The sequence below is a fragment of the Limnohabitans sp. JirII-29 genome (assembly GCF_003063395.1).
GTDB lineage: Bacteria > Pseudomonadota > Gammaproteobacteria > Burkholderiales > Burkholderiaceae_C > Limnohabitans.
Map to the genome: position 1 here is coordinate 114435 of NZ_NESB01000005.1, position 19587 is coordinate 134021.

Sequence of the window (19587 nt, forward strand, 5' to 3'; positions counted from 1 at the left end):
GGTCGATCATTTGAAGGGGATGAGTGTTTGCTTCAGACCCAATGCAGTCACCAGGGACATGCACATACCACCTCATAAAACTTGCTCTATCAAATCAAAAATGTGGACAAAGTTCTGAAAATCGTCGATTGTTCCATTGGCGCACAACCAATTACACATATTCCCTTTTTCATCTTTGTTGACCATCATCTGCGCTGGCGTGTTCAGTAGTTCTCCCCTAACGCGCTTCTGTACGGGGTCTATCGTGTCAATGAACTGCTCGTGAGTCGCAACGAGCTTTTCAATCAACTGTCCAGGAAACAGGTTCTCGATGCCAATCGCAATGGGATTCGCAGCAACTGATGGAATAACACGTTTAAGAACCATGCCCCGATTGGCAGCAGCCTTTTGCGTGTCGCAGTCATAAAGAAGCAGGACTCGTTGGGGTAGCACTTCTGCCATTGATGTGTCGTAAGACTTCCAGACCTTGTCCAAGTTTCCGTACCCACTTCCATCTTTTAGTTGCACAGCGCTTAATACATCCTCCTTACCCAGTAGCTCCGCAGCCTTATTGATATATCGAATGTCATAGTCACCTTCCACAAAAACTATAGGTTTAGCGTTTTCAAGGAGTATTTTTTGAATTTCTTGCCGATGTTGATCCGTCTTTCGGAAAGCGTCATATGCTGCAGATAACTCTGAAAAATCCATTGCAGATAACCTAGACCCTGTAGGCAAACTGACAATCTGAAAGCCGTCTTCACCAAATTTTTCGTGCATCCCAAGCAAAAATAAGGGCGAGTGGGTAGTCAAAACGAACTGCACTTTGGGAAAGGCTGCTATCAAATTTGGCAACACCTCACGTTGATGAACTGCGTGAAGATGTGCATCGATCTCATCCACAACCACGATACCTTCGATACTGCTCAGAGTGTCAACAGAGCCGCCCGCTAAGTCGAAGTCTCGAATGGTTGATAGGAAAAGATTAAGGAGAAGCACCTCTCCAGTTGAAAGCTGAAAGAGGTTTGGCACCCAAGTCTTCTCATTCTTTACGATTGAAATGATTCGATTCCGACGGTTACCAACACCTAGCCGAACTGACTGATCAGAGCGCAGGGTTGTGCGCAGAAGTTGAGTAATGGCGTCATAAATACGAGAACCTTCCCCGTCCCATCCTTTAAAAATTTTAAATGGTAAACCTTGCCCATTCGCAAATGAAATTAGGCTCATCTCCAAGACGTGGCGATCTAGTAGAAGATCAAGAAGCCAGTTCCGGTTCTGCTTTAGCGGCGACGTTGATATCAATGTTCGATTCGAAATTCGGTCAATATGCTTGATTTCAGTATGGCTTGCGCGCCCCTTCAAATTGCCTTCATTCAGCCATGCAGGTTCCTCAAACCGATTCACAGGAAAATACAAGCAGCACTTTTTATCAAAAAGCGCTTTTGCACCAGGTGTGTTGGAGTTGAAGCTCGTGTAGTAGTGAGAGTGCTCCTGTAGGGGTACGGATGTCCAAGACTTGCGCGCAGGAGAGAAGCCAAGGGTCGATTCGAAATCTGAGCGCTTGACGTTCAATTGCCATTCTTCCAAGTACTGATCAGAGTCATAGTCAACACGCGAAAAAGAGTAATTTGAACCAGATTTAATGTAAGTAGGACTCCTGTATTTATATACTTTTCCAGCGTCTACTTCTGCGTCATCGTAAGTAGCCTGCTGTGCAGCAATCATTGAATTGACTATGTGAGACACAAGAATCGTCTTGCCCGCACCATTTTCTCCTACGATCACAAGAGGCTTGGGTAATCCATCTGCTGTCCGTGGAAAGTCAATAGATAGGTAATCGATTGGGCCTGTGTTTTCTATCTGGATCTTTTTCAGAAACATTTTCTCTCCCATACTTTTATCTCATGCTACATCCCGACGCCATGTGCGTGATAGCTTTGACAAACCTTAGTCATTAGTGGCGAACGAGATCAGACAAAAATGTCGATACAAAGTGATTGCAACGCCCTTATAGATGGTGTCAAAAAGCTGGCTTGCTACGGTGGGAAATCTGTCTGTGCTTCCCTCGCCGAGTGAAACCCCCAATAAAATAGCAACGTGGCATATAGCAGTCATAAGTAGATTTCCGGGGACGACCGTAGCCGCTACATAGCAGTAGTTCGCAATGTTGAACACAAGAAATACGAGGGTTCTCCTAGTTCCAAACCACTCTTACTCCTAGATTCGTCCCGTATATATTCTGCCTAAATCACAAACCTATAAATTCAACAAAATCAAAAATTCACATTTAATAAAACTCGCCGATATACATAGTCTGATTTAAATCACTTAAATCTAACCGTCAATTTACCGCGCCATAACGATGCTCGGACACAGACAGTCGGTACAACATTCGCTCCAACGCATACCGCGTCAACAAGAACTGCATGTTGACTTGGTCAGCTTTGGCTTTGTGATGAATTCTTGCGCGAACCGAAGCGCCCATGTTCTTCGCTGTCATACCAAGCTCTCCAAGTATGGGCGCATGACGTTGGCAACGCGGCAATGTTCAGCGGCTTTCCAAAGTTCATCCATCGTGACCTTTTTTTGTTGCCATGCATCTCTTAATGCCTCTAGCGCCACATCAAGTCCAATTTTGTTTCTGAACTTGAAGCAGTCGGCAATCGTCTTGGCAATGTTTGTGACAGGAATTTGCACCACATCACCCACGGCTGTTTGCGTGATGCCGTAACTGATGTCGCTCATTCGAACAATGCGCAAAGGCGGATGGTCCACCTTGGGGGCGCGGGCTTTTTGTCCAATTGCCACCCACACCTCATGCGGTGACTGCGTGGTCAACCCATGCACTTGCAACGCTGTGAGCAGGCAGAACACAAGGCCGGGGTATTTGATTGCTAGCGGCCCCAATTCGTCCAACTCATGAACTTCCCGGTCCGGGTGCGCGTACACACCACGCCCCAATCTGACCAAGCCGCCTGTGTTGAGCAGTTTCTGAAGCGTGCCACCTGCTACCCCAAGTAGCGCCAGTTCACGCGCACGCACGAGCCCGTATGTACGAACGATATCGAGCGCTGTTTTTTCGGTGGTTGTGTCCATTTAGGTATTTTATGATTACGTCTGTATTTGTCAACATGTACAGACTTAATCGTATTATTCTTGGCGCCCTGACAAAGAAAACCCCTACCGCCAACCATGTGCCATGGTGATAGTCTCTGCCCACTCAAACAAGGAATACCCCATATGTTGAAACACTTGGTGTGGGCCGTGGCCCTGGGTGCATGCAGCGTGTTGCCACTGGCCCATGCGCAAACCGCAGCCGCCAGCTACCCGAACAAGCCCATCAAAATCATCGTGCCCTTCCCTGCCGGTGGCACGTCGGATGTTTTGGCGCGTTTGATCTGCCAAAAGATGACCGACGCCTGGGGCCAAGCCGTCGTGGTGGAAAACCGTGCAGGCTTGAGCGGCAATGTGGGTGCCGATGCGCTGGCCAAGTCGGCCCCCGATGGCTACACCTTGGCGTTGATGGATGTGGGCAATTTGGCCATCAGCCCTGCGCTGTACAAGCTGCCGTTTCAGGTGCCGACAGACTTTGCGCCCATCACCATGGTGGCTTACTCGCCCCACTTGCTGGTGGTGCCCAGCAAACTGCCCGTCAACAACGTGGCCGAGTTGGTGGCCTATGCCAAAGCACAAAACGGCAAGGTCAACTTTGCAGCAGCCGCTGGCATGGGCAGTGCCACACACTTGGCTGGGGTGATGTTTGCGCAGCGCACGGGCGTGGCCTGGAGCTATGTGCCCTACAAAGGTGGCGCACAAGCCATGACCGATTTGGTGGGCGGCCAAGTGGACGTGACCTTCAACGGCATGGTGGCCACGTACCCGCACGTCAAGTCGGGCAAGCTCAAGCTGTTGGCCGTGAGCAGCGCCAAGCGCAATGCGCAAGTGCCCGACACACCCACGGTGGCCGAAACTTTGCCGGGCTTTTTAACCGGCAGTTGGCAAGGCCTGTTGGCCCCCGCTGGCACGCCCAAGCCGGTGGTGGACAAGCTGTATGCCGAGGTGCAACGCATAGTGGCACTGCCCGACATCAAAGAACGCCTGACCACCCTGGGCGCAGAGCCCCTGGCCATGAGCCCCGATCAGTTTGGCCAGTGGCTCAAACTCGAAATGACCACCATGGCCAAGGTGGTGAAGGACGGGCAAGTGACGGTGGATTGACGGGCGCAGGCACCAGTTACTTGGCCAACCAACTGTTGCTCAGACCAAGTTCCACTGACGGCGCGTCACCTCTTTGAGCAAATGCTGTTTGAAGGCCAAGGCCAATGGCGACAGTTTTTTGCTGGAGGGGTGCACGATGTGCCACGCCGAGGGCAACGGAAAATCTTTCACATCAATCACGCTCACGCCGTGTTCTTTTTTCAGCCCGTGCAGCGCGTGGCGTGAAATCACCCCCAGCCCTAACCCGCCCGCCACCGACTCTTTGACGGCTTCGTTGCTGCCCAGCTCCAGCCGAATGTCGGGCCGGAACTTCATCTTTTTAAAAAACTGGTCGCCCACCATGCGGGTGCCCGAACCGGTTTCGCGAAGGATGAAGCGGCGTTGCGCCAGCTCATGCAAGGGCACTGACTTTCTTTTCACCAGCGGGTCGGCGTTGGGGGCAATCAGCACCAACGGGTTGGGCATGAACACTTCGTCGCCCAAGTCCATGTCCACCGGTGGCCGAGACATGATGTAGAGGTCGTCCAGGTTGTCGCGCAAGCGCTGCACCACGCCGTCACGGTTCAATATTTCCAGCGACACATCGATGGCCGGGTGCTTGGTGCAAAAGCTGCCCACCAGGCGCGGCATGAAGTATTTGGCGGTGCTGACCACCGCCACCCGCAACTTGCCCCGTGACAGGCCTTTGATGGCGTCCACGTTTTGTTCAAACCCATCCCAGGCCTGTGCCACTGCGCGTGCGGTGGCAGCCAGCTCTTTGCCCACGTCGGTGAGGTAGATTTTTTTGCTGACCACTTCGTACAGCGGCAGCCCGACCGACTGGCTCACCTCTTTCAATTGCATCGAGGCCGTGGGCTGGGTCACATGCATGGCTTTGGCCGCAGCGCTCACGCTGCCGGTGTCTGCCAAGGCCAAGAACAGGCGCAGTTGTCGGAAGGTGATATTCATAGACTTTTATCTATTCACAAGTACATAAAAATCGATTTTACAAGATACACCTGAATTTCTAAGATGGGCGCAAAGGACCACACACATGAACAACTTACTCGACCCAGCCATTCTCTTTTTTGGGGTGGGGGTGCTGGCAGGCACCGTCAAATCCAACCTCGAAATTCCCCCTGCCATCTCGCGTTTTTTGTCGCTCTACCTGTTGATGGCGCTGGGGCTCAAGGGTGGTTTTGCACTCTCTCACTCCGGGCTCACGGCCAGCGTGGGCACGAGTCTGGGGGCCGCCGTGCTGCTGGCCATCTGCATTCCGTGGGCAGGCTACTGGATGTTGAAACGCTTTGTGTCGGGCTTTGATGCGGCGGCGGTGGCCGCCACCTACGGCTCGGTGAGTGCGGTGACGTTTGTCACAGCGGTGCAGTATTTAGAAAACCAACAGATCGCCTACGGCGGGCACATGGCAGCGGCCATGGCCTTGATGGAGTCACCCGCCATCATCATGGCGGTGGTGTTTGCCAACGCCTTGCGCCAAAAGACCGCCACCGGGGTGGTGGCCGTGGGCGGTGGCGTGGCCGCGCTGGGTGGCCCAGCGGGCAAGCCCACGGTGTCGGTGGGCAAGATCTTGCACGAGTCGTTCACCGATGGCGCGCAGTTGCTGCTGCTGGGTGCCATGGTGGTGGGGCTGATCACAGGCGACAGCGGCAAGCAAGCCATGCAACCGTTTTCTGGCGATTTGTTCAAAGGCATGTTGGCGTTCTTCTTGCTCGACATGGGGCTGATGGCAGCGCGCAATTTGCCCCAAGTCAAAGACAAGTCGCCCGTGCTGATTGCCTATGCGGTGTTGGGCCCTGTGGTGCACGCCAGCGCGGCCTTGGGGCTGTCGTGGCTGCTGGCACTGCCCGCAGGCGATAGTGCTTTGCTGATGGTGTTGGCGGCCAGTGCGTCGTACATTGCGGTGCCCGCTGTGTTGCGGTTCGCGCTGCCCGAGGCCAACCCGTCGCTGTACTTCGGCTTGAGTTTGGGGGTGACGTTTCCATTGAACATTCTGGTGGGCATCCCCATCTATGTGAGCCTGGCACACGCTGTTTTGACTTGAATGTTGCATGACTGTGTTTGATCGACTCTCGTACCAAGGCTGCCAAATTGCCCTGTTGACACAGCACGGCAAGCAAGACTTGTTGAAAGCCCCGTTGGAGGCCGCCTTGGGCTGCCATGTGCTGCACACCAACGGCTACGACACCGACAGCTTGGGCACCTTCACCGGCGAGGTGAAGCGCCTGGGCTCTCAACGCGAAGCGGCCCGAAAGAAAGCGCAGATCGCGATGGACTTGACGGGCGCACCGGTGGGGCTGGCCAGCGAGGGCGCGTTTGACACCGACCCTTTCACGGGCCTGATGCCCTGGAACACCGAGGTGCTGCTGTGGGTCGACCAGCGCCAAGGCTTTGAAGTGATGGGCCTGGCACATGGGCCCGCGCAAAGCGCCCACGCAAGTGTGAGCACGCTGGAGGCTTTGCACCAGTTCGCCGCGCAAGCCCAATTCCCCGAGCACCATGTGGTGGTGCGCTCAGAGCCACAGGGTGCGCACCTCTTCAAAGGTGTGTGCACGTGGCCAGACCTTGAAGATGCCTTCCGCTTGGTCAAGACCGAGTCGCCCAACGGCGCGGTGTGGGTAGAAAACGACCTGCGTGCGTTTTGCAACCCCACGCGTCAAACCATCATCCGCAAAGCGGCAGACGATCTGATTCAAAAATTAAAGTCACCCTGCCCCCAGTGCCATGCGCCGGGGTACAGCCCCATCCGTCAAGTGGGAGGGCTGCCTTGCCGAGCCTGCGCACGTCAAACCCGCCTGCCCGTGGCCAAGGTGTGGCACTGCGACAGCTGCGGTCATGAAGAACAACGTTCGCTGCAAACAGACCCCTGGGCCGACCCGAGCCGGTGTGATGCGTGTAACCCTTGATGCAAGCACCGGCTCTTTAGCCACTTCATTGTTGCCATGCGCCAATCGAATATCCGAGCGGAACTTCATCCTGCTTAGTTAAGGGTCGCGCAATATGCGTTAGAACGAACCTATTGCGGGTACTTGTTTGCACCTCGCATCAATGCGCCTCGAAACACACTCCAAAAAAAACCAACTAGGTTATAGTCGACTCATGGAAAAGCGAACCCCGCATTGCAAGCTATCCATCGTAAAAGCTCTCATTGAGCTTGGAAAAGTTCGTGCAACGCAATCGGCAAGGCGAGGAGCCACCGCATTGGGGTTTGAGTTTCATGAGGTGTTGGATGTTGTGAAGGCACTGACTCCAACAGACTTTTACAAGAGCATGACCACGCATGTCGATCACACGATATGGCAAGACGTATACCGCCCAAGCACAAAGGCAGGAGACGTGTATCTAAAACTGACGGTCGTGGATGACGTGTTGATTGTTTCTTTCAAGGAGTTATGACAATGAAATGTCCAGTCTGTGGTGCGGCGAAATTGATCCATGACACCCGGGATGTGCCCTACACCTACAAGGGTGAAACAACCATGATTCCCGCAGTGACCGCTGATTTTTGTCCTGCCTGTGATGAGTCGATCACAGACATGGCAGAAACAGAGCGCGTCATGCGTGAGATGCAAGCATTCAACAAGCAGGTCAACGCAGCGATCGTTGATCCCAGCTTCATCGTCAATGTCCGCAAGAAGCTGGATCTTGGTCAGCGTGAGGCCGCCGAAATTTTTGGTGGCGGTGTGAACGCGTTTTCTCGCTACGAGAACGGAAAAACCAAGCCCCCGCTGGCACTGGTCAAACTGTTCAAGTTACTCGATCGACACCCCGACCTTCTCAAGGAAGTTCGCTCCGCCTGATCGCAATCAGATGTTGGTGTCCAGCAGATAACGGGTGGGCGCACGGGCCATCGTCAAAGCCCCTCACGCTCTTGGGGCGGGGTGTCTTGGCGGCCGTCGGCCATGAAGTCAGCGGGCAAGCTGCCCAGCAAGTCAAACACAGTTCCCCGAATTTTTTGCAGGTTTTTCAGCGTGCTGGTGAGGTGTTTGCGCAGTGCCTCACTGGCCTCGGCGTTGCGGCCTTTCTCCAGCAAGTCCAGGATGCGCAGGTGCTGCTGGCAGTGCTCGGGGTAGCGCTGGCGGTCTTGCATGGAGCGGTACGACAGCAAGCGGCGCACACGGTTGAGGCGCTTGATGGTGTCGATGAAAAACGGGTTGCCCGAGGCCTCCACCAACGACTCATGAAAGCGCACACCCCGGTTGTGCAGTTGGTCGGGGGTGTCGGTTTCAATGCCACCTGCCAGCAAGTGCAGCTCGGCGGCGCGGCAGCTTTGCAGCACCTGGGGGTCAAGGTAGAAGTCGGGCTCTAGCAAGGCCGCAGGCTCTAGCGCAATGCGCAAGCGGTACGACTGCAACAGGCTGTCGGGGGTGGTCAGCATGGTCGAGAACTCCCAGCCATAGCCCGGTTTTTTATGGGCCCAGCCCTCTTGCGCAATGCGGCTCAACACGGCTTGCAGTTGGGCCGTGGTCAAGTCGTAACGGGTTTTGAGCAAGGCTTCTGAACACGCGTTGGGCAAGTTGCCTTGCAGCAGGTCTTCGGCCACCCGAAAGTAAGCGGCGCTGACGGCGTCTGGGGCATGCAGGCCCAGGGCTTTGGCCAATTTGCGGTTGTTCACGTCCACCGCTTTGGCCAAAAAGTAGCCCCGGTTTTTTTCGCGCCGCAACACGCCTTGGCTATGTAGCAAAGCCAGTGCGTCGTTAACGGGCGAGCGCGACACCTTCAAGTGGTCGGCCATGGCTTGTGCGGGCAAGTGGCTGCCCGGCGCCAAGCCTTGGGCGTGGATGTAGGCCACCACTTGGGCTGCGATGGAGGTGTCGGTGCTCATGGCATGCGAGCCTAGCAGGCCTTGTGATCAGCGTGCGCTTGGATGGTGCTGTGCAAGATGGACGGAATCACCCCACCCGCGCGCAGCAAGCTGAGCTCCAGTTGCGTTTCCACCGCGGCCGTGGCCTGAAAGCTTTCTTCGCGTCCATCGGCACGGCGCACGCACACCGCAATGGCACCCCGGGGTTGCAACAGCTCGGGCGCGGCGTGCACTTGCAGTTGATCGCCCGGTTGCAGTTGCAAGGTGTGAGGGCTCATGCCTGCTGGCATGCGCAGCGGCAAGATGCCCATGCCAATCAGGTTGGATCGGTGGATGCGCTCAAAGCTCACGGCCAACACGGCGCGGATGCCCAGCAGGCGTTGGCCTTTGGCCGCCCAGTCGCGCGACGAGCCCATGCCGTAGCGCTCGCCCGCCACAAGCACCACCGCGTCACCGGCGTCGCGGTAGCGTTGGGCGGCGTCCCAGATGGGCATGACCTCGCCACTGGGCACGTGCAGGGTGTGCGCCACGGGCAGGCCCGGCTTCAACAGGTTGACCAAGGTTTTGCTGTGAAAGGCAGCGCGCAGCATGACCTCCCAGTTGCCACGGCGTGAGGCAAACACGTTCAGGTCGTGGCGGTCGTCGCCGCGTGCCACCAAGAAATCGGCCACCAAGCTGTCGGGTGGAATGGCACTGGCGGGCGAGATGTGGTCGGTGGTCACGTCGTCGCCCACCACCAACAAGGGGTAGGCGCTGTAGTGGCCCAGTTGGCTGCCTTCGGTCACAGCGGCAAACGGCGGGCGGCGCAGGATGGTGGAGCGCTCGTCCCACGGAAACAGCGGGCTATGCGGTGCTTGCAGAGCGTGCCACAAGGGGTTGGCAGTGGCGCGTGCAAAGTCGCGCGCGTAGTCGTCGGGGTTGGCACCCAGGGCCACGTGGGCCGCAATGTCTTCGTGCGTGGGCCAAATGTCTTTCAGGTACACGGCTTGGCCGTTGGGCGCGGTTTGCAGCGGCTCGGCGGCCAGGTTTTTTTGGGCGTCGCCACACAAGCCAAAAGCAATGACGAGGGGTGGCGACATGATGAAGCTCAGCTCAAGGTCGGGGTGCACGCGTCCGGGAAAGTTGCGGTTGCCCGACAAAATGGCCACGCCCTTGCACTGGCCTGCCCGCTGCGCGTCGCGCACAGCTGCGGTCAATGGGCCGGTGTTGCCGATGCAGCTGGTGCAGCCGTAGCCCACGATGCCAAAACCCAGCGCGTCAAGGTCTTCCAGCAAGCCCGCACGCGCCAAGTAGGTCGCCGCCGCTGGCGAGCCCGGTGCCAATGAGGTTTTGACCCACGCAGGCACACGCAAGCCCAGCGCCCTGGCTTTGCGCGCCAGCAGGCCTGCGGCCACCAACAAAGCAGGGTCGGTGGTGTTGGTGCAACTGCTGATGGCGGCAATGGCCACCGGATGGCGTGGCAGTTTGTTGGCTCGTCCATGGATGTCTGCGCTGTCTGCACTGGCTGCCTGAACTGAGTGGCCCGTGTGGTCTGAGTGATCTAAAGGTGTGAACGCCACGTCGGCCAAGGCCTCAGGTGTTTGCGAATACAGCCACAGGTCTTGCGGGCGGCGTGGACCCGCCACGTGCAGGCCAATGGTGCTGAGGTCGATGGTGAGGGTTTGGGTGTAGCGCGGCTCGGCTTGCGGGTCAAACCACAAGCCTGCGTGTTGGGCATAGGCCTCGACCAAGCCAATGGCGGCGTCGGTGCGCCCGGTGGTTTTGAGGTAAGCCAAGGTATTGGCGTCGATGCCAAAAAAGCCCGTGGTGGCGCCATATTCAGGCGCCATGTTGGCCACCACAGCGCGGTCGCCCGCGCTCAGCGTGGACACGCCGGGGCCGTAAAACTCTACAAACTCGCCGGTCACGCCCAGCTGGCGCAAACGCTGGGTGACGGTCAAGGCCAAGTCGGTGGCCAGTGCCGCGGGTGGCAACTGCCCCACCAGCTTGACACCCACCACATCGGGAATGCGCAGCATGGTGGGCATGCCAAACATGACGGTCTGGGCTTCCAAGCCCCCGACGCCCCAGCCCAGCACGCCGATGCCGTTGACCATGGGGGTGTGGCTGTCGGTGCCAATCATCATGTCGGGCACGGCCCAAGTCACGCCCTGCTTGTCTTGGGTGGTGACGACCGTGGCGAGTTGCTCGAGGTTGATGGTGTGCATGATGCCCGTGCCCGGTGGGTGAATGCGCACGCCTTGCAACACCGAAGCAGCCCAGCGTAAAAAACGGTAGCGCTCGCCGTTGCGCCGAATCTCGTGCTGCAAGTTCACCGTCACCGCGTCGCGCACCGCAAACACTTCCACCGCCAACGAGTGGTCGATGGACACATCCACAGGCAAGCCAGGGTTGAGCACCGCAGGGTCGACGCCCGCCTCGTGCAGCGCGTTGCGCATGGCGGCAATGTCCACCAAGGCGGGGGTGCTGGTGGTGTCGTGCATGAGCACGCGGCCCGGTTGAAACGCAATCTCGGCTTCGCTGGTGCCGCTGGGCAACCAATCGAAGATGGCTTGCACGGCTTGCACGGCTTGCTCGCGCTCGGCACCTTGCATGTTGCGAATGACGTTCTCCAACAACAAGCGCAACACCATGGGCAACTGCTGCAAGCGCTCGCCACAGACCGTGGGCAAGTCCACATACGCATAGGTCTGTTGGTTGACGCTGAAATGGGCTGGGGCGAATGGGTAGGTGTTTTCCATGGCTTGTATTATTGCATTTTACAAATATAAAATGCAATAAATCCTTCATCTCGAAAACACCTATCCCCCCCTTTGGAGTCACCCATGTTCAATGTCCGTCGTCAGCTTTTACTCACCGCCATGTGCATGGCAGCGGGCATGGGTGTGTCTGCGCCTGCCAGTGCACAAGAGTTCCCGAACAAGACCCTCACGATCGTGGTGCCGTTCTCGGCGGGCGGTGGGGTCGACACCATTGCGCGGCTGCTGGCCGAGAAGTTGCGCGCCTCGCTGAAGCAAAACGTCATCATTGACAACAAGGCCGGTGGCAGCGGCATGATTGGTGCCATGGCTGTGGTCAAGGCCGCGCCCGATGGCTACACGCTGTTGCTGGGGTCTGCGGGCGAAACAGCGATCAACGCGTTTGTTTACAAAAACAAAATGCAGTACTCGCCGTCAAAAGACTTGACCCCCATCACGCTGGTCACACGCATTCCCAACGTGTTGGTGGTGAGCCCGGCTTTTCCGGCCAAGAACATCGAAGAGCTGGTGGCCTACGCCAAAAAGAATCCTGGCAAGGTGGCCTACTCCACCAGCGGCGTGGGCAACCCGCAGCACCTCAACGGTGAGCTGCTGGAAGAGTTGGCAGGCATCCACATGGTTCACATTCCCTACAAGGGCGCAGCGGGCCAATTGATTGACGTAGTGTCGGGCAACGTGGACATGACCTTTGTGAGCTACACCGCGGCCAAAGGCTTCATCAAAGACGGCAAGGTCAAAGCCATTGCCGTGACCTCGGCCAAGCGCACCAGCTTTGCACCCGACATTGCGGCCATTGCCGAGTACAAGCCCTTGGCCAACTACCAGCTCGACAACTGGTTTGGCCTGTTTGCACCGGCGGGCACCCCCGAAGATGTGCTGCAAAAACTCAACGCCGCCGTGACGCAAGCCATCAAAGACCCTGATCTGTCCAAGAAGCTGCAAGACCAAGGCGGCGAGCCCGCCCCCATGAGCACGCAACAATTCCGAGACTTCATCAAAACCGAGTCGGTGCAGTTTCAGCGCATTGTGGACACCGCCAAGATCACGGCGGAGTAAGAATCTGCGCGCTCTGGTGGAGAGCGTTAAGGTGCGTTCTGTCGGCTGACAGAAAGGTGCAGGCCTGATGCGTTCAGCACAGCCAGCAAGGTCTTGATGGTTGGATTGCCAATCGAAATTCTTAAAGACGAGGCGATCACATTTAGGCATCAGCCTGGGCATACTGACATCTTCCTCGAAGATCAAGGCGTGCATAGGATGCCGGGCGGTTGAACACACAAACTACACATACAACGGAGACATCTTTTGAAACTCATCCAACACCTGATTGCATGCAGCGCCATGGCTTTGACAGCCAGCACGGCCTTGGCCCAATTCACACCGACAGCACCTGTCAAGATGTGGAGCGTGTTTCCCACCGGCAGTGGCCCCGATGTGGTGGCACGTTTGGTGGCAGACAAATTGCAAGGGCGTTGGGGACAAAGCGTGATCGTGGACGCCAAGCCCGGTGGCGCTGGTGCAGTGGCCATCAACGCCATGAAGAACGCACCGCCAACAGGCCATGATTTGGTGGTGGTGGATGTGGGCAATATGTCTATCAACCCCTTGATCTTCAAGAAGTTATCCTACGACCCTGCCAAAGACTTGGTGCCCGTTGCCGTGCTCTACAAGGCAGCTTTCTTTGTGGTGGTGGGCATGGACAGCCCGAACAAATCGCTCAAAGACTTCATGGCAGCGGCCAGCAAAAAAGACGCGCCCTTGCGTTATGGATCGAATGCGGTGGGCGGCCCCATTCACCTGGGCTCTGCACGTTTAGAAACAGCGCTCGGCGCTGAGATGCTGCACGTGCCCTACAAAGAAACCTCGCAGTTGTACGCCGCCGTGTCAACGGGTGAAGTCGACTGGGCCTACGGCAGCATTGCCACCGCAGGCGCATTGATTCGCGGCAACAAGTTGCGCGTGTTGGCCGTGTCTGATGCCAAACGCTCACCCGCCATGCCCGATGTGCCCACCTTGGCCGAGAGCGGTGGGCCCAAAGATTTGGACGCACTGACTTGGGTGGCCTTGATGGCTCCACGTGGCACACCTGCCAGCGTGATTGCAGAGATCAACAAAGGGGTAAACGACGCCCTGTCGCAGCCCGACGTGAAAGAGAAGATGGCGAATTTCGGCTTCACCATCAGCACCGGTTCACCGCAGCAGGTGTCAGACCTGATGAGCGTTGATTTGGCCCGCTATGCCGAGGTGTTGAAAAAAGTGAAGGTCTCGGTGGACTGAGACCTTTTGCCGCTCAGTCGATCTCGGTGATGAACTGGTCGTTGGGGCGGCGAACCTTTTTGAGGTTGACCAACCAATCTTTGTCGGCCTCGCGGTAGCCCAGGGGCAAGATCACCACGCTGCGCAAACCCTTGGCACGCAAGCCCAGCAGTTCGTCCAGGTTCTTGGGGTCAAAACCTTCCATGGGGGTGCAGTCCACGCCTTCGAAGGCCGCAGAAATCATGGCGGCCGTCAAACCAATGTAGGCCTGCTTGGCAGCGTGCTCAAAGTTGACTTCGGCGTCGCGCTTGGGGTAGTTGGCCAGCAGCATCTGGCGGTAGTTCTCACCACCTTCGCTGACAAAGTTGCGTTCTGTATTGGTCAGGTCAAACATCATGTTGATGCGCTCGGGGGTGTAGTTGTCCCACGCGGCAAACACCAGCAGATGCGAGCAATCTTCGACTTGCTGTTGGCCAAACGCCAATGGCTTGATTTTTTCGCGCAGGGCCTTGTTTTTGATCACATAAATTTCAAACGGCTGCAAACCGCTGGAGGTGGGTGCCAGGCGGGCAGCCTCCAAGATACGGTCCACCTTGTCTTGTGGCACCGCTTGGGTGGGATCGAGTTTTTTGGCGGCATAGCGCCATTGCAATTTATTCAGCAGCTCAGACATTCACATCTTCCTAGTTCGTCAAGGCTGTATTCGAACACAGGTATCCGTTATTGCGATCACCCTGAAGAATTTGACATCTTCTGCGCAAGGACTTGCGTCACTAGACTGCCGCAGCCCTAGCAACATAGACCGAGACAAACAAGGCCCAATTCATGCATCGTTTTGTATACCGATTGACGCAAACAACATGGTTTGCGGTTGCACTTTTCTGCGGGGTCGCCACAGCACAAAGTTATCCGTCCAAACCCATGCGTCTGATCGTGCCGACCGCACCCGGTGGCGGCTACGACTTGGTGGGGCGCTTGTTGGCTGAAAAGCTCTCGTCCGAACTCGGTCAATCCATGGTTGTCGAGAACCGCACAGGTTCAGGCACTGTGGTGGGCACCCAAGCCGCTGCCGCAGCTGCGCCTGATGGCTACACCTTGCTGATGGGGGGATTGGCCAACATCGCCTTCACACCCGGCCTGTACGACAAGCTCCCCTACAACCCGGTCACCGACTTTGTGCCGGTGGCCTTGGCAGGCTCGTTTTCGTACACCTTGATTGCGCGCAAAGACCTGCCTCTGTCGACACTGCAAGAGGTGATCGACTACGCCCGCGCCAACCCCGGCAAACTGACCATTGCCACGGGCGGTGCAGGCACGGGTCAACATGTGGCGGCCGCCTTGCTCAAGAGCTTGGCGAGTGTGAATATTTTGGAAGTGCCTTACAAGGGCGCACAACCCGCTTACACCGATTTGTTTGGTGGCCGAGTGGACTTGTTCTTTGACAACACCGCCACGGTGCGTCCGTTCTTGGAGGGTGAGCGCGTCAAGGCCATCGTCACCTCCAACGCCAGCCGCGACCCCTTGTTGCCCCATGTCCCATTTGGTCGTGAAGCTGGTTTGCCTGGCTTGGTGTTGGAGAGCTGGATTGGTATTTTTGCCCCATCCCAAACCCCCAGCGTGGTTCTTGACAAATTGCGCGCTGCCATGGGCAAGGTCATGCAACAGCCTGACTTGCGCAAACGCCTCGAAACTTCAGGCGTGCGCCCACTCAACATGAACCTCAAAGACACCGAGCGTTATGTGAAAGCAGAAGCTGAAAAGTGGCCACAATTTTTACGCCAAGCCGGCATCAAGGCAGAGTGAACATGACCACATCCACAGCACTTCAAACCCTGATGGACCGTGCCACCATCACACAGGTGGTTCAAGACTGGGGCTTGGCACGCGATGCCGGCCGTTGGGACCTATTGCGTTCGTTCTACACAGCCGACGCCACCATGTACACCACGTGGTTTGTCGGGCCTGCCCATGAATTTGTGAACCGCTCGACAGAAGCAGCCAAGCGTGGCGCCAAGGCCCAGCACTTCATTGGCGCGGCAACCATTGACATCCAAGGCGACAAAGCCCTGGCCGAGACGCGCATGATCTTGCTGGCACGTGGCATGGTGCATGGCGTCGAGGTGGACATCACCTGCTACGGTCGCTTTTTTGACCAGTTTGTCCGCCAGGGCGATGCATGGCGCATTCAAAAGCGCGTGCCAATTTACGAAAAAGACCGCATGGATGTGCTCGACCCCGCCGCAACGCTGCAACTCGACCCCGCGCAATTGGCCAAACACCCCGAGGGCTACCGCCATTTGGCGTACATGCAAGCACAAGGGGGCGCCACCATCACCGAAGGCTTGCCCACCCCCAACAGCGAGGTGCTGACACGCTTGTATGCTGAAGGCCTTGCCTGGCTCAACACTTGATTTTGAAAGACACCCTCCATGAAACTCACCCTCGCCTACTGCCCCCTCGCCTGCTCTTTGGTGCCCTACATCTTGCTCACCGAAGCAGGCGCCGAGTTCGAACCGATGCCCATCAACCTCGGCAAGAACCAGCACAACAGCCCGGAGTATTTGCGCATCAACCCCAAAGCCAAAGTGCCCACGCTGATCATTGATGGCGAACCGTTGACCGAAAACGTAGCCATTCAAATTTGGATTGCGCGTCAATTTCCAGAGGCCAAGTTGTTGCCCCAAGACCCCATGGCTTATGTGAAGGCGATTTCCTTGATGGCCTGGTGCGCATCGGGCATTCACCCCAAGCTCACGCAGCAAGCCCGCACCGAGCGCTATTGCACACTGGAAGGTGCCGCCAACAACGTGCGAGAACTGGCCTCGCACTCCTTGTTTGAGATGCTCCAAATTGCCGACGATTTATTGGCAGGACGCGAGTGGTTCATGGACCACTTCAGTTGTGTCGACGCCTACTTTTACTGGTGTTTCCGTCGTGCCACGCAATTCAAACCCGATGTGTCGGGTTTCAAGAATTGCATGGCCCACATGCACCGCATGGAGCAGCGCGCCAGTGTGCAAAAGTTGCTGGCCTACGAAGCGCAGATTCAGGCTGAGTTTGCCAAAGCTGCTTGACGCTTGTTTCGCACCACCCGCCAGTACAACCAAGCGGCAATGGAGACAGTGACCAAGTTCCAAGCGATGCCGTTGAGGAAGGCTGCTTGGTAAGAGCCCGTCAAGTCAAACACTTTGCCCGACATCCAGCCACCCAGCGCCATGCCGACCAAGGTGGCCATGATCACAGCCCCCACGCGCGCCCCGGCCTCTTGAGGCGGAAAGTGTTCGCGCACGATGATGGCGTAGGACGGCACGATGCCACCCTGGAACAAACCAAACATGGCCGAGATGAGGTAGAGCGGCACCAGGCCATCGAAGGGTAAGAACAGCAACAAGGCCAAGCCCTGCAAGCTCGCCCCCAGCAACAAGGTGCGAATGCCACCAATGTGGTCGCAAATCCAACCCGAGGCCAAGCGACTGACGATGCCGCAGCCAAGCATGAGAGACAGCATTTCGGCACCACGCGCGGCGCCAAAGCCCAGGTCGGTGCAATACGCCACGATGTGCACCTGCGGCATCGACATGGCCACACAACAAGCCACCCCCGACACACACAACAGCCACTGCGCGTGGTTGAGGCTCAAGCCAAAGGGCCGTGCGGTTGACGCCGTGGGTGAACTGTGCGACGCGACCTCAGGTGCAGTGGCCGGTGTGAGCACCACCATGGGCGGGCGCTGTCGCATGCGCAAAGACAGCAAGGCCATGCCCACACCACAGAACAAGCCCATGCCAATGTAGGTGTGGCGCCAACCGATGGTCTCGATGCCCCACTGCGCCACGGGCGGCCAGAAGGTGCCCGCCACGTAGTTGCCGCTGGCACAAATGGCCACAGCCATGCCGCGGCGCTTGTTCCACCACAACGAGGTGTCGGCCATGAGGGGTGCAAAGGTGGAGGCCCCACCCAGCAGGCCCAGCAACAAACCATGGGCCAAACCAAAAGTCCAGATGCTGCCCGACATGCCGGCCAACACAAAGCCCGCGCACACCGCGACCGAGCCCACTTGCAGCACCGGGGTGATGCCGTAGCGATCGGCCCACTTACCGGTCCACAAGCCGCCCAAGCCCAGACAAATCATCATGAAGGTATAGGGCAGCGAAGCGTCAGCGCGGTTGACGCCGAATTCCGCTTGTACCGTGGGCAGCACCACGGACACCACATACATGCTGCTGTTGCCCAACGTCACCAACACCAGGGTGGTGAGCAAGCGCCACGCAGCGTAGCGCGAGTCAATCAGGTCGGCACTGGCCGGTGTGCTGGGCATGACTTCAGATGAAAAAGATCAACGCGCCTTGCCTGGGTCTTTCACGTCTTTGATGGTTTCAATTTCAGTGTTGTAGAGCTGGCCGTTTTTGCGCTCGACCTTGCGGATGTAGATGTTGTGCACCACGTCACGGGTTTGCGCGTCGATGTACATGGGGCCACGTGGGCTCTCAAAAATCTGGCCTTTCATGGCGGCCAACAAGGCGTCGCCGTCGCCCTTGCCCTGGGTGGCTTTGAGGGCTTCCACAATCACACGCATGCCGTCATACGCCCCCACGGCCATGAAGTTGGGGCGCATGCCGTTGTTGGCTTTGGCAAAGGCCTCGACAAACTTTTTGTTCTGTGGCGAGTTGTGCGCAGCCGAGTAGTGGTGGGCAGTCACCAAGCCCAGCGCCACCTCGCCCATGTCGTTCAAGATGTCGTCGTCGGTCACGCTGCCTTCGGCAATCACTTTGATACCGGCTTTGTCCAAGCCGCGCTCGGTGAACTGCTTCATCAAAGCAGTGCCCACGCCGGCAGGCACAAAGGCAAACAAGGCATCGGGCTTGGCGTCACGCACTTTTTGCAAGAACGGGGCGAAGTCGGGGTTGCGCAAGGGCACGCGCAAGGTCTCAACCACCACACCGCCGTTGGCAATGAAGGTGTCTTTGAAAAACTTTTCAGAGTCCACGCCAGGGCCGTAGTCGGTGACCAAGCTGACCACTTTTTTGATGTTGTTTTTGTAGGCCCAATCGGCCAGGGCCGTCACCACCTGAGGCACGGTGAAGCTCGAACGCACGATGTAGGGCGACGCCTGGGTGATGCTGGAAGTCGCAGCAGCCATGACCACCATCGGTGTTTTGGATTGGGTGGCCACGGGTGCGGTGGCAAAGGCCAAAGGGGTCAAGCCAAAGCCTGCCAACACATTGACTTTTTGGTTCACCACCAACTCTTGGGCCAAGCGCTTGGTCACATCGGGTGTGCTGGTGTCGTCGCGCAAGATGAGTTCAATTTTTTTGCCAGCCACGGTACTGCCGTTTTGCGCCAAGTACAAACGGGCCCCTGCTTCGAGCTGCTTGCCGGTGGACGCAAAGGGTCCCGTCATGGGCAACAGCAGACCGACCTTGAAGGTGTCGTCTTGGGCCTGTGCCGTGGTCAAACCCAAGCCCATCAGGCAGGCAGCGGTCAGGGCCATCATGTGTCTTTTTTGCATCGTGTCTCCTTGGTGATGAATGGGCAGATTACAGCATCAAAACGCCCCAAGTCATGTCCATAGAA

At 57.2% G+C, this 19587-nt stretch carries 18 protein-coding genes; 10 read left to right on the forward strand and 8 right to left on the reverse strand.

What is annotated here, in order from left to right:
- Positions 1–72: 72 nt before the first annotated feature.
- Complete coding sequence (locus tag B9Z39_RS09840) at positions 73–1863, reverse strand: AAA family ATPase (RefSeq protein ID WP_108301676.1); 1791 nt, start codon at positions 1861–1863, stop codon at positions 73–75.
- 615 nt (positions 1864–2478) lie between these two features.
- Positions 2479–3078, reverse strand: a complete 600-nt coding sequence (locus tag B9Z39_RS09845; protein ID WP_108301592.1) for a type IV toxin-antitoxin system AbiEi family antitoxin domain-containing protein — start codon at positions 3076–3078, stop codon at positions 2479–2481.
- Positions 3079–3222: 144 nt separating this feature from the next.
- Here B9Z39_RS09845 and B9Z39_RS09850 point away from each other — a divergent pair, with 144 nt between their 5' ends.
- A complete protein-coding gene (locus tag B9Z39_RS09850; RefSeq protein ID WP_108301593.1) occupies positions 3223–4200 on the forward strand; it encodes a tripartite tricarboxylate transporter substrate binding protein in 978 nt (325 codons plus the stop codon).
- Between the two features lie 39 nt (positions 4201–4239).
- Here B9Z39_RS09850 and B9Z39_RS09855 read toward each other — a convergent pair whose 3' ends face one another.
- Positions 4240–5148, reverse strand: coding sequence for a LysR family transcriptional regulator (locus B9Z39_RS09855; protein ID WP_108301594.1), 909 nt, complete (start codon positions 5146–5148; stop codon positions 4240–4242).
- Between the two features lie 85 nt (positions 5149–5233).
- Between B9Z39_RS09855 and B9Z39_RS09860 the strand changes: the two genes are divergently transcribed.
- The 4 genes from B9Z39_RS09860 to B9Z39_RS09875 all read left to right on the forward strand — a co-directional run bounded on the left by B9Z39_RS09860 (position 5234) and on the right by B9Z39_RS09875 (position 7997).
- Complete coding sequence (locus B9Z39_RS09860; RefSeq protein WP_108301595.1) at positions 5234–6241, forward strand: sodium-dependent bicarbonate transport family permease; 1008 nt, start codon at positions 5234–5236, stop codon at positions 6239–6241.
- A gap of 7 nt (positions 6242–6248) precedes the next feature.
- Complete coding sequence (locus tag B9Z39_RS09865) at positions 6249–7103, forward strand: DUF6671 family protein (RefSeq protein ID WP_108301596.1); 855 nt, start codon at positions 6249–6251, stop codon at positions 7101–7103.
- 193 nt (positions 7104–7296) lie between these two features.
- On the forward strand, positions 7297–7593 hold the full coding sequence (locus B9Z39_RS09870) for a type II toxin-antitoxin system MqsR family toxin (RefSeq protein WP_108301677.1): 297 nt from the start codon (positions 7297–7299) through the stop codon (positions 7591–7593).
- Between the two features lie 2 nt (positions 7594–7595).
- On the forward strand, positions 7596–7997 hold the full coding sequence (locus B9Z39_RS09875; RefSeq protein ID WP_108301597.1) for a type II toxin-antitoxin system MqsA family antitoxin: 402 nt from the start codon (positions 7596–7598) through the stop codon (positions 7995–7997).
- A gap of 53 nt (positions 7998–8050) precedes the next feature.
- Here B9Z39_RS09875 and B9Z39_RS09880 read toward each other — a convergent pair whose 3' ends face one another.
- Together B9Z39_RS09880 and acnA are read right to left on the reverse strand one after the other, a co-directional pair.
- Entirely contained in the window at positions 8051–9022 is a 972-nt protein-coding gene (locus B9Z39_RS09880; protein ID WP_108301598.1) for a GntR family transcriptional regulator, read from the reverse strand.
- A gap of 11 nt (positions 9023–9033) precedes the next feature.
- Positions 9034–11742, reverse strand: coding sequence for an aconitate hydratase AcnA (gene acnA / locus B9Z39_RS09885; RefSeq protein ID WP_108301599.1), 2709 nt, complete (start codon positions 11740–11742; stop codon positions 9034–9036).
- Positions 11743–11826: 84 nt separating this feature from the next.
- Between acnA and B9Z39_RS09890 the strand changes: the two genes are divergently transcribed.
- On the forward strand, positions 11827–12816 hold the full coding sequence (locus tag B9Z39_RS09890) for a tripartite tricarboxylate transporter substrate binding protein (RefSeq protein ID WP_199221196.1): 990 nt from the start codon (positions 11827–11829) through the stop codon (positions 12814–12816).
- A 246-nt stretch (positions 12817–13062) separates the two neighbouring features.
- A complete protein-coding gene (locus B9Z39_RS09900; RefSeq protein ID WP_233248972.1) occupies positions 13063–14034 on the forward strand; it encodes a tripartite tricarboxylate transporter substrate binding protein in 972 nt (323 codons plus the stop codon).
- A gap of 13 nt (positions 14035–14047) precedes the next feature.
- Here the strand turns inward: B9Z39_RS09900 and B9Z39_RS09905 are convergent, their stop codons facing one another.
- Positions 14048–14686 carry an NAD(P)H-dependent oxidoreductase gene (locus tag B9Z39_RS09905; protein ID WP_108301600.1) on the reverse strand — a complete coding sequence of 213 codons (639 nt, stop codon included), beginning with the start codon at positions 14684–14686 and terminating at the stop codon, positions 14048–14050.
- Between the two features lie 248 nt (positions 14687–14934).
- Between B9Z39_RS09905 and B9Z39_RS09910 the strand changes: the two genes are divergently transcribed.
- Genes B9Z39_RS09910 through B9Z39_RS09920 form a run of 3 tightly spaced genes read left to right on the forward strand, consistent with a single transcriptional unit; the run spans position 14935 to position 17087 of the window.
- Positions 14935–15816, forward strand: coding sequence for a tripartite tricarboxylate transporter substrate binding protein (locus tag B9Z39_RS09910; protein WP_158269483.1), 882 nt, complete (start codon positions 14935–14937; stop codon positions 15814–15816).
- Positions 15817–15818: 2 nt separating this feature from the next.
- On the forward strand, positions 15819–16424 hold the full coding sequence (locus B9Z39_RS09915; protein ID WP_100144366.1) for a nuclear transport factor 2 family protein: 606 nt from the start codon (positions 15819–15821) through the stop codon (positions 16422–16424).
- An 18-nt stretch (positions 16425–16442) separates the two neighbouring features.
- Positions 16443–17087, forward strand: a complete 645-nt coding sequence (locus B9Z39_RS09920; protein WP_100144364.1) for a glutathione S-transferase family protein — start codon at positions 16443–16445, stop codon at positions 17085–17087.
- Here B9Z39_RS09920 and B9Z39_RS09925 read toward each other — a convergent pair.
- Both B9Z39_RS09925 and B9Z39_RS09930 read right to left on the reverse strand, forming a co-directional pair.
- Positions 17060–18331 carry an MFS transporter gene (locus B9Z39_RS09925; RefSeq protein WP_108301602.1) on the reverse strand — a complete coding sequence of 424 codons (1272 nt, stop codon included), beginning with the start codon at positions 18329–18331 and terminating at the stop codon, positions 17060–17062. The two genes, B9Z39_RS09920 and B9Z39_RS09925, sit on opposite strands and share 28 nt — an antisense overlap.
- Positions 18332–18349: 18 nt before the next feature.
- A complete protein-coding gene (locus B9Z39_RS09930; protein WP_108301603.1) occupies positions 18350–19522 on the reverse strand; it encodes an ABC transporter substrate-binding protein in 1173 nt (390 codons plus the stop codon).
- Positions 19523–19587: the final 65 nt, after the last annotated feature.

Excerpts from the sequence above, each read along its gene's own strand:
- acnA (WP_108301599.1), bottom strand. The coding sequence starts at position 11,742 with ATGGAAAACACCTACCCATTCGCCCCAGCCCATTTCAGCGTCAACCAA.
- B9Z39_RS09855 (WP_108301594.1), bottom strand. The coding sequence starts at position 5,148 with ATGAATATCACCTTCCGACAACTGCGCCTGTTCTTGGCCTTGGCAGAC.
- B9Z39_RS09905 (WP_108301600.1), bottom strand. The coding sequence starts at position 14,686 with ATGTCTGAGCTGCTGAATAAATTGCAATGGCGCTATGCCGCCAAAAAA.
- B9Z39_RS09925 (WP_108301602.1), bottom strand. The coding sequence starts at position 18,331 with ATGCCCAGCACACCGGCCAGTGCCGACCTGATTGACTCGCGCTACGCT.
- B9Z39_RS09840 (WP_108301676.1), bottom strand. The coding sequence starts at position 1,863 with ATGTTTCTGAAAAAGATCCAGATAGAAAACACAGGCCCAATCGATTAC.
- B9Z39_RS09915 (WP_100144366.1), top strand. The coding sequence starts at position 15,819 with ATGACCACATCCACAGCACTTCAAACCCTGATGGACCGTGCCACCATC.
- B9Z39_RS09890 (WP_199221196.1), top strand. The coding sequence starts at position 11,827 with ATGTTCAATGTCCGTCGTCAGCTTTTACTCACCGCCATGTGCATGGCA.
- B9Z39_RS09930 (WP_108301603.1), bottom strand. The coding sequence starts at position 19,522 with ATGCAAAAAAGACACATGATGGCCCTGACCGCTGCCTGCCTGATGGGC.
- B9Z39_RS09870 (WP_108301677.1), top strand. The coding sequence starts at position 7,297 with ATGGAAAAGCGAACCCCGCATTGCAAGCTATCCATCGTAAAAGCTCTC.
- B9Z39_RS09880 (WP_108301598.1), bottom strand. The coding sequence starts at position 9,022 with ATGAGCACCGACACCTCCATCGCAGCCCAAGTGGTGGCCTACATCCAC.
- B9Z39_RS09910 (WP_158269483.1), top strand. The coding sequence starts at position 14,935 with ATGCGTCTGATCGTGCCGACCGCACCCGGTGGCGGCTACGACTTGGTG.
- B9Z39_RS09920 (WP_100144364.1), top strand. The coding sequence starts at position 16,443 with ATGAAACTCACCCTCGCCTACTGCCCCCTCGCCTGCTCTTTGGTGCCC.
- B9Z39_RS09845 (WP_108301592.1), bottom strand. The coding sequence starts at position 3,078 with ATGGACACAACCACCGAAAAAACAGCGCTCGATATCGTTCGTACATAC.
- B9Z39_RS09875 (WP_108301597.1), top strand. The coding sequence starts at position 7,596 with ATGAAATGTCCAGTCTGTGGTGCGGCGAAATTGATCCATGACACCCGG.
- B9Z39_RS09865 (WP_108301596.1), top strand. The coding sequence starts at position 6,249 with ATGACTGTGTTTGATCGACTCTCGTACCAAGGCTGCCAAATTGCCCTG.
- B9Z39_RS09850 (WP_108301593.1), top strand. The coding sequence starts at position 3,223 with ATGTTGAAACACTTGGTGTGGGCCGTGGCCCTGGGTGCATGCAGCGTG.
- B9Z39_RS09860 (WP_108301595.1), top strand. The coding sequence starts at position 5,234 with ATGAACAACTTACTCGACCCAGCCATTCTCTTTTTTGGGGTGGGGGTG.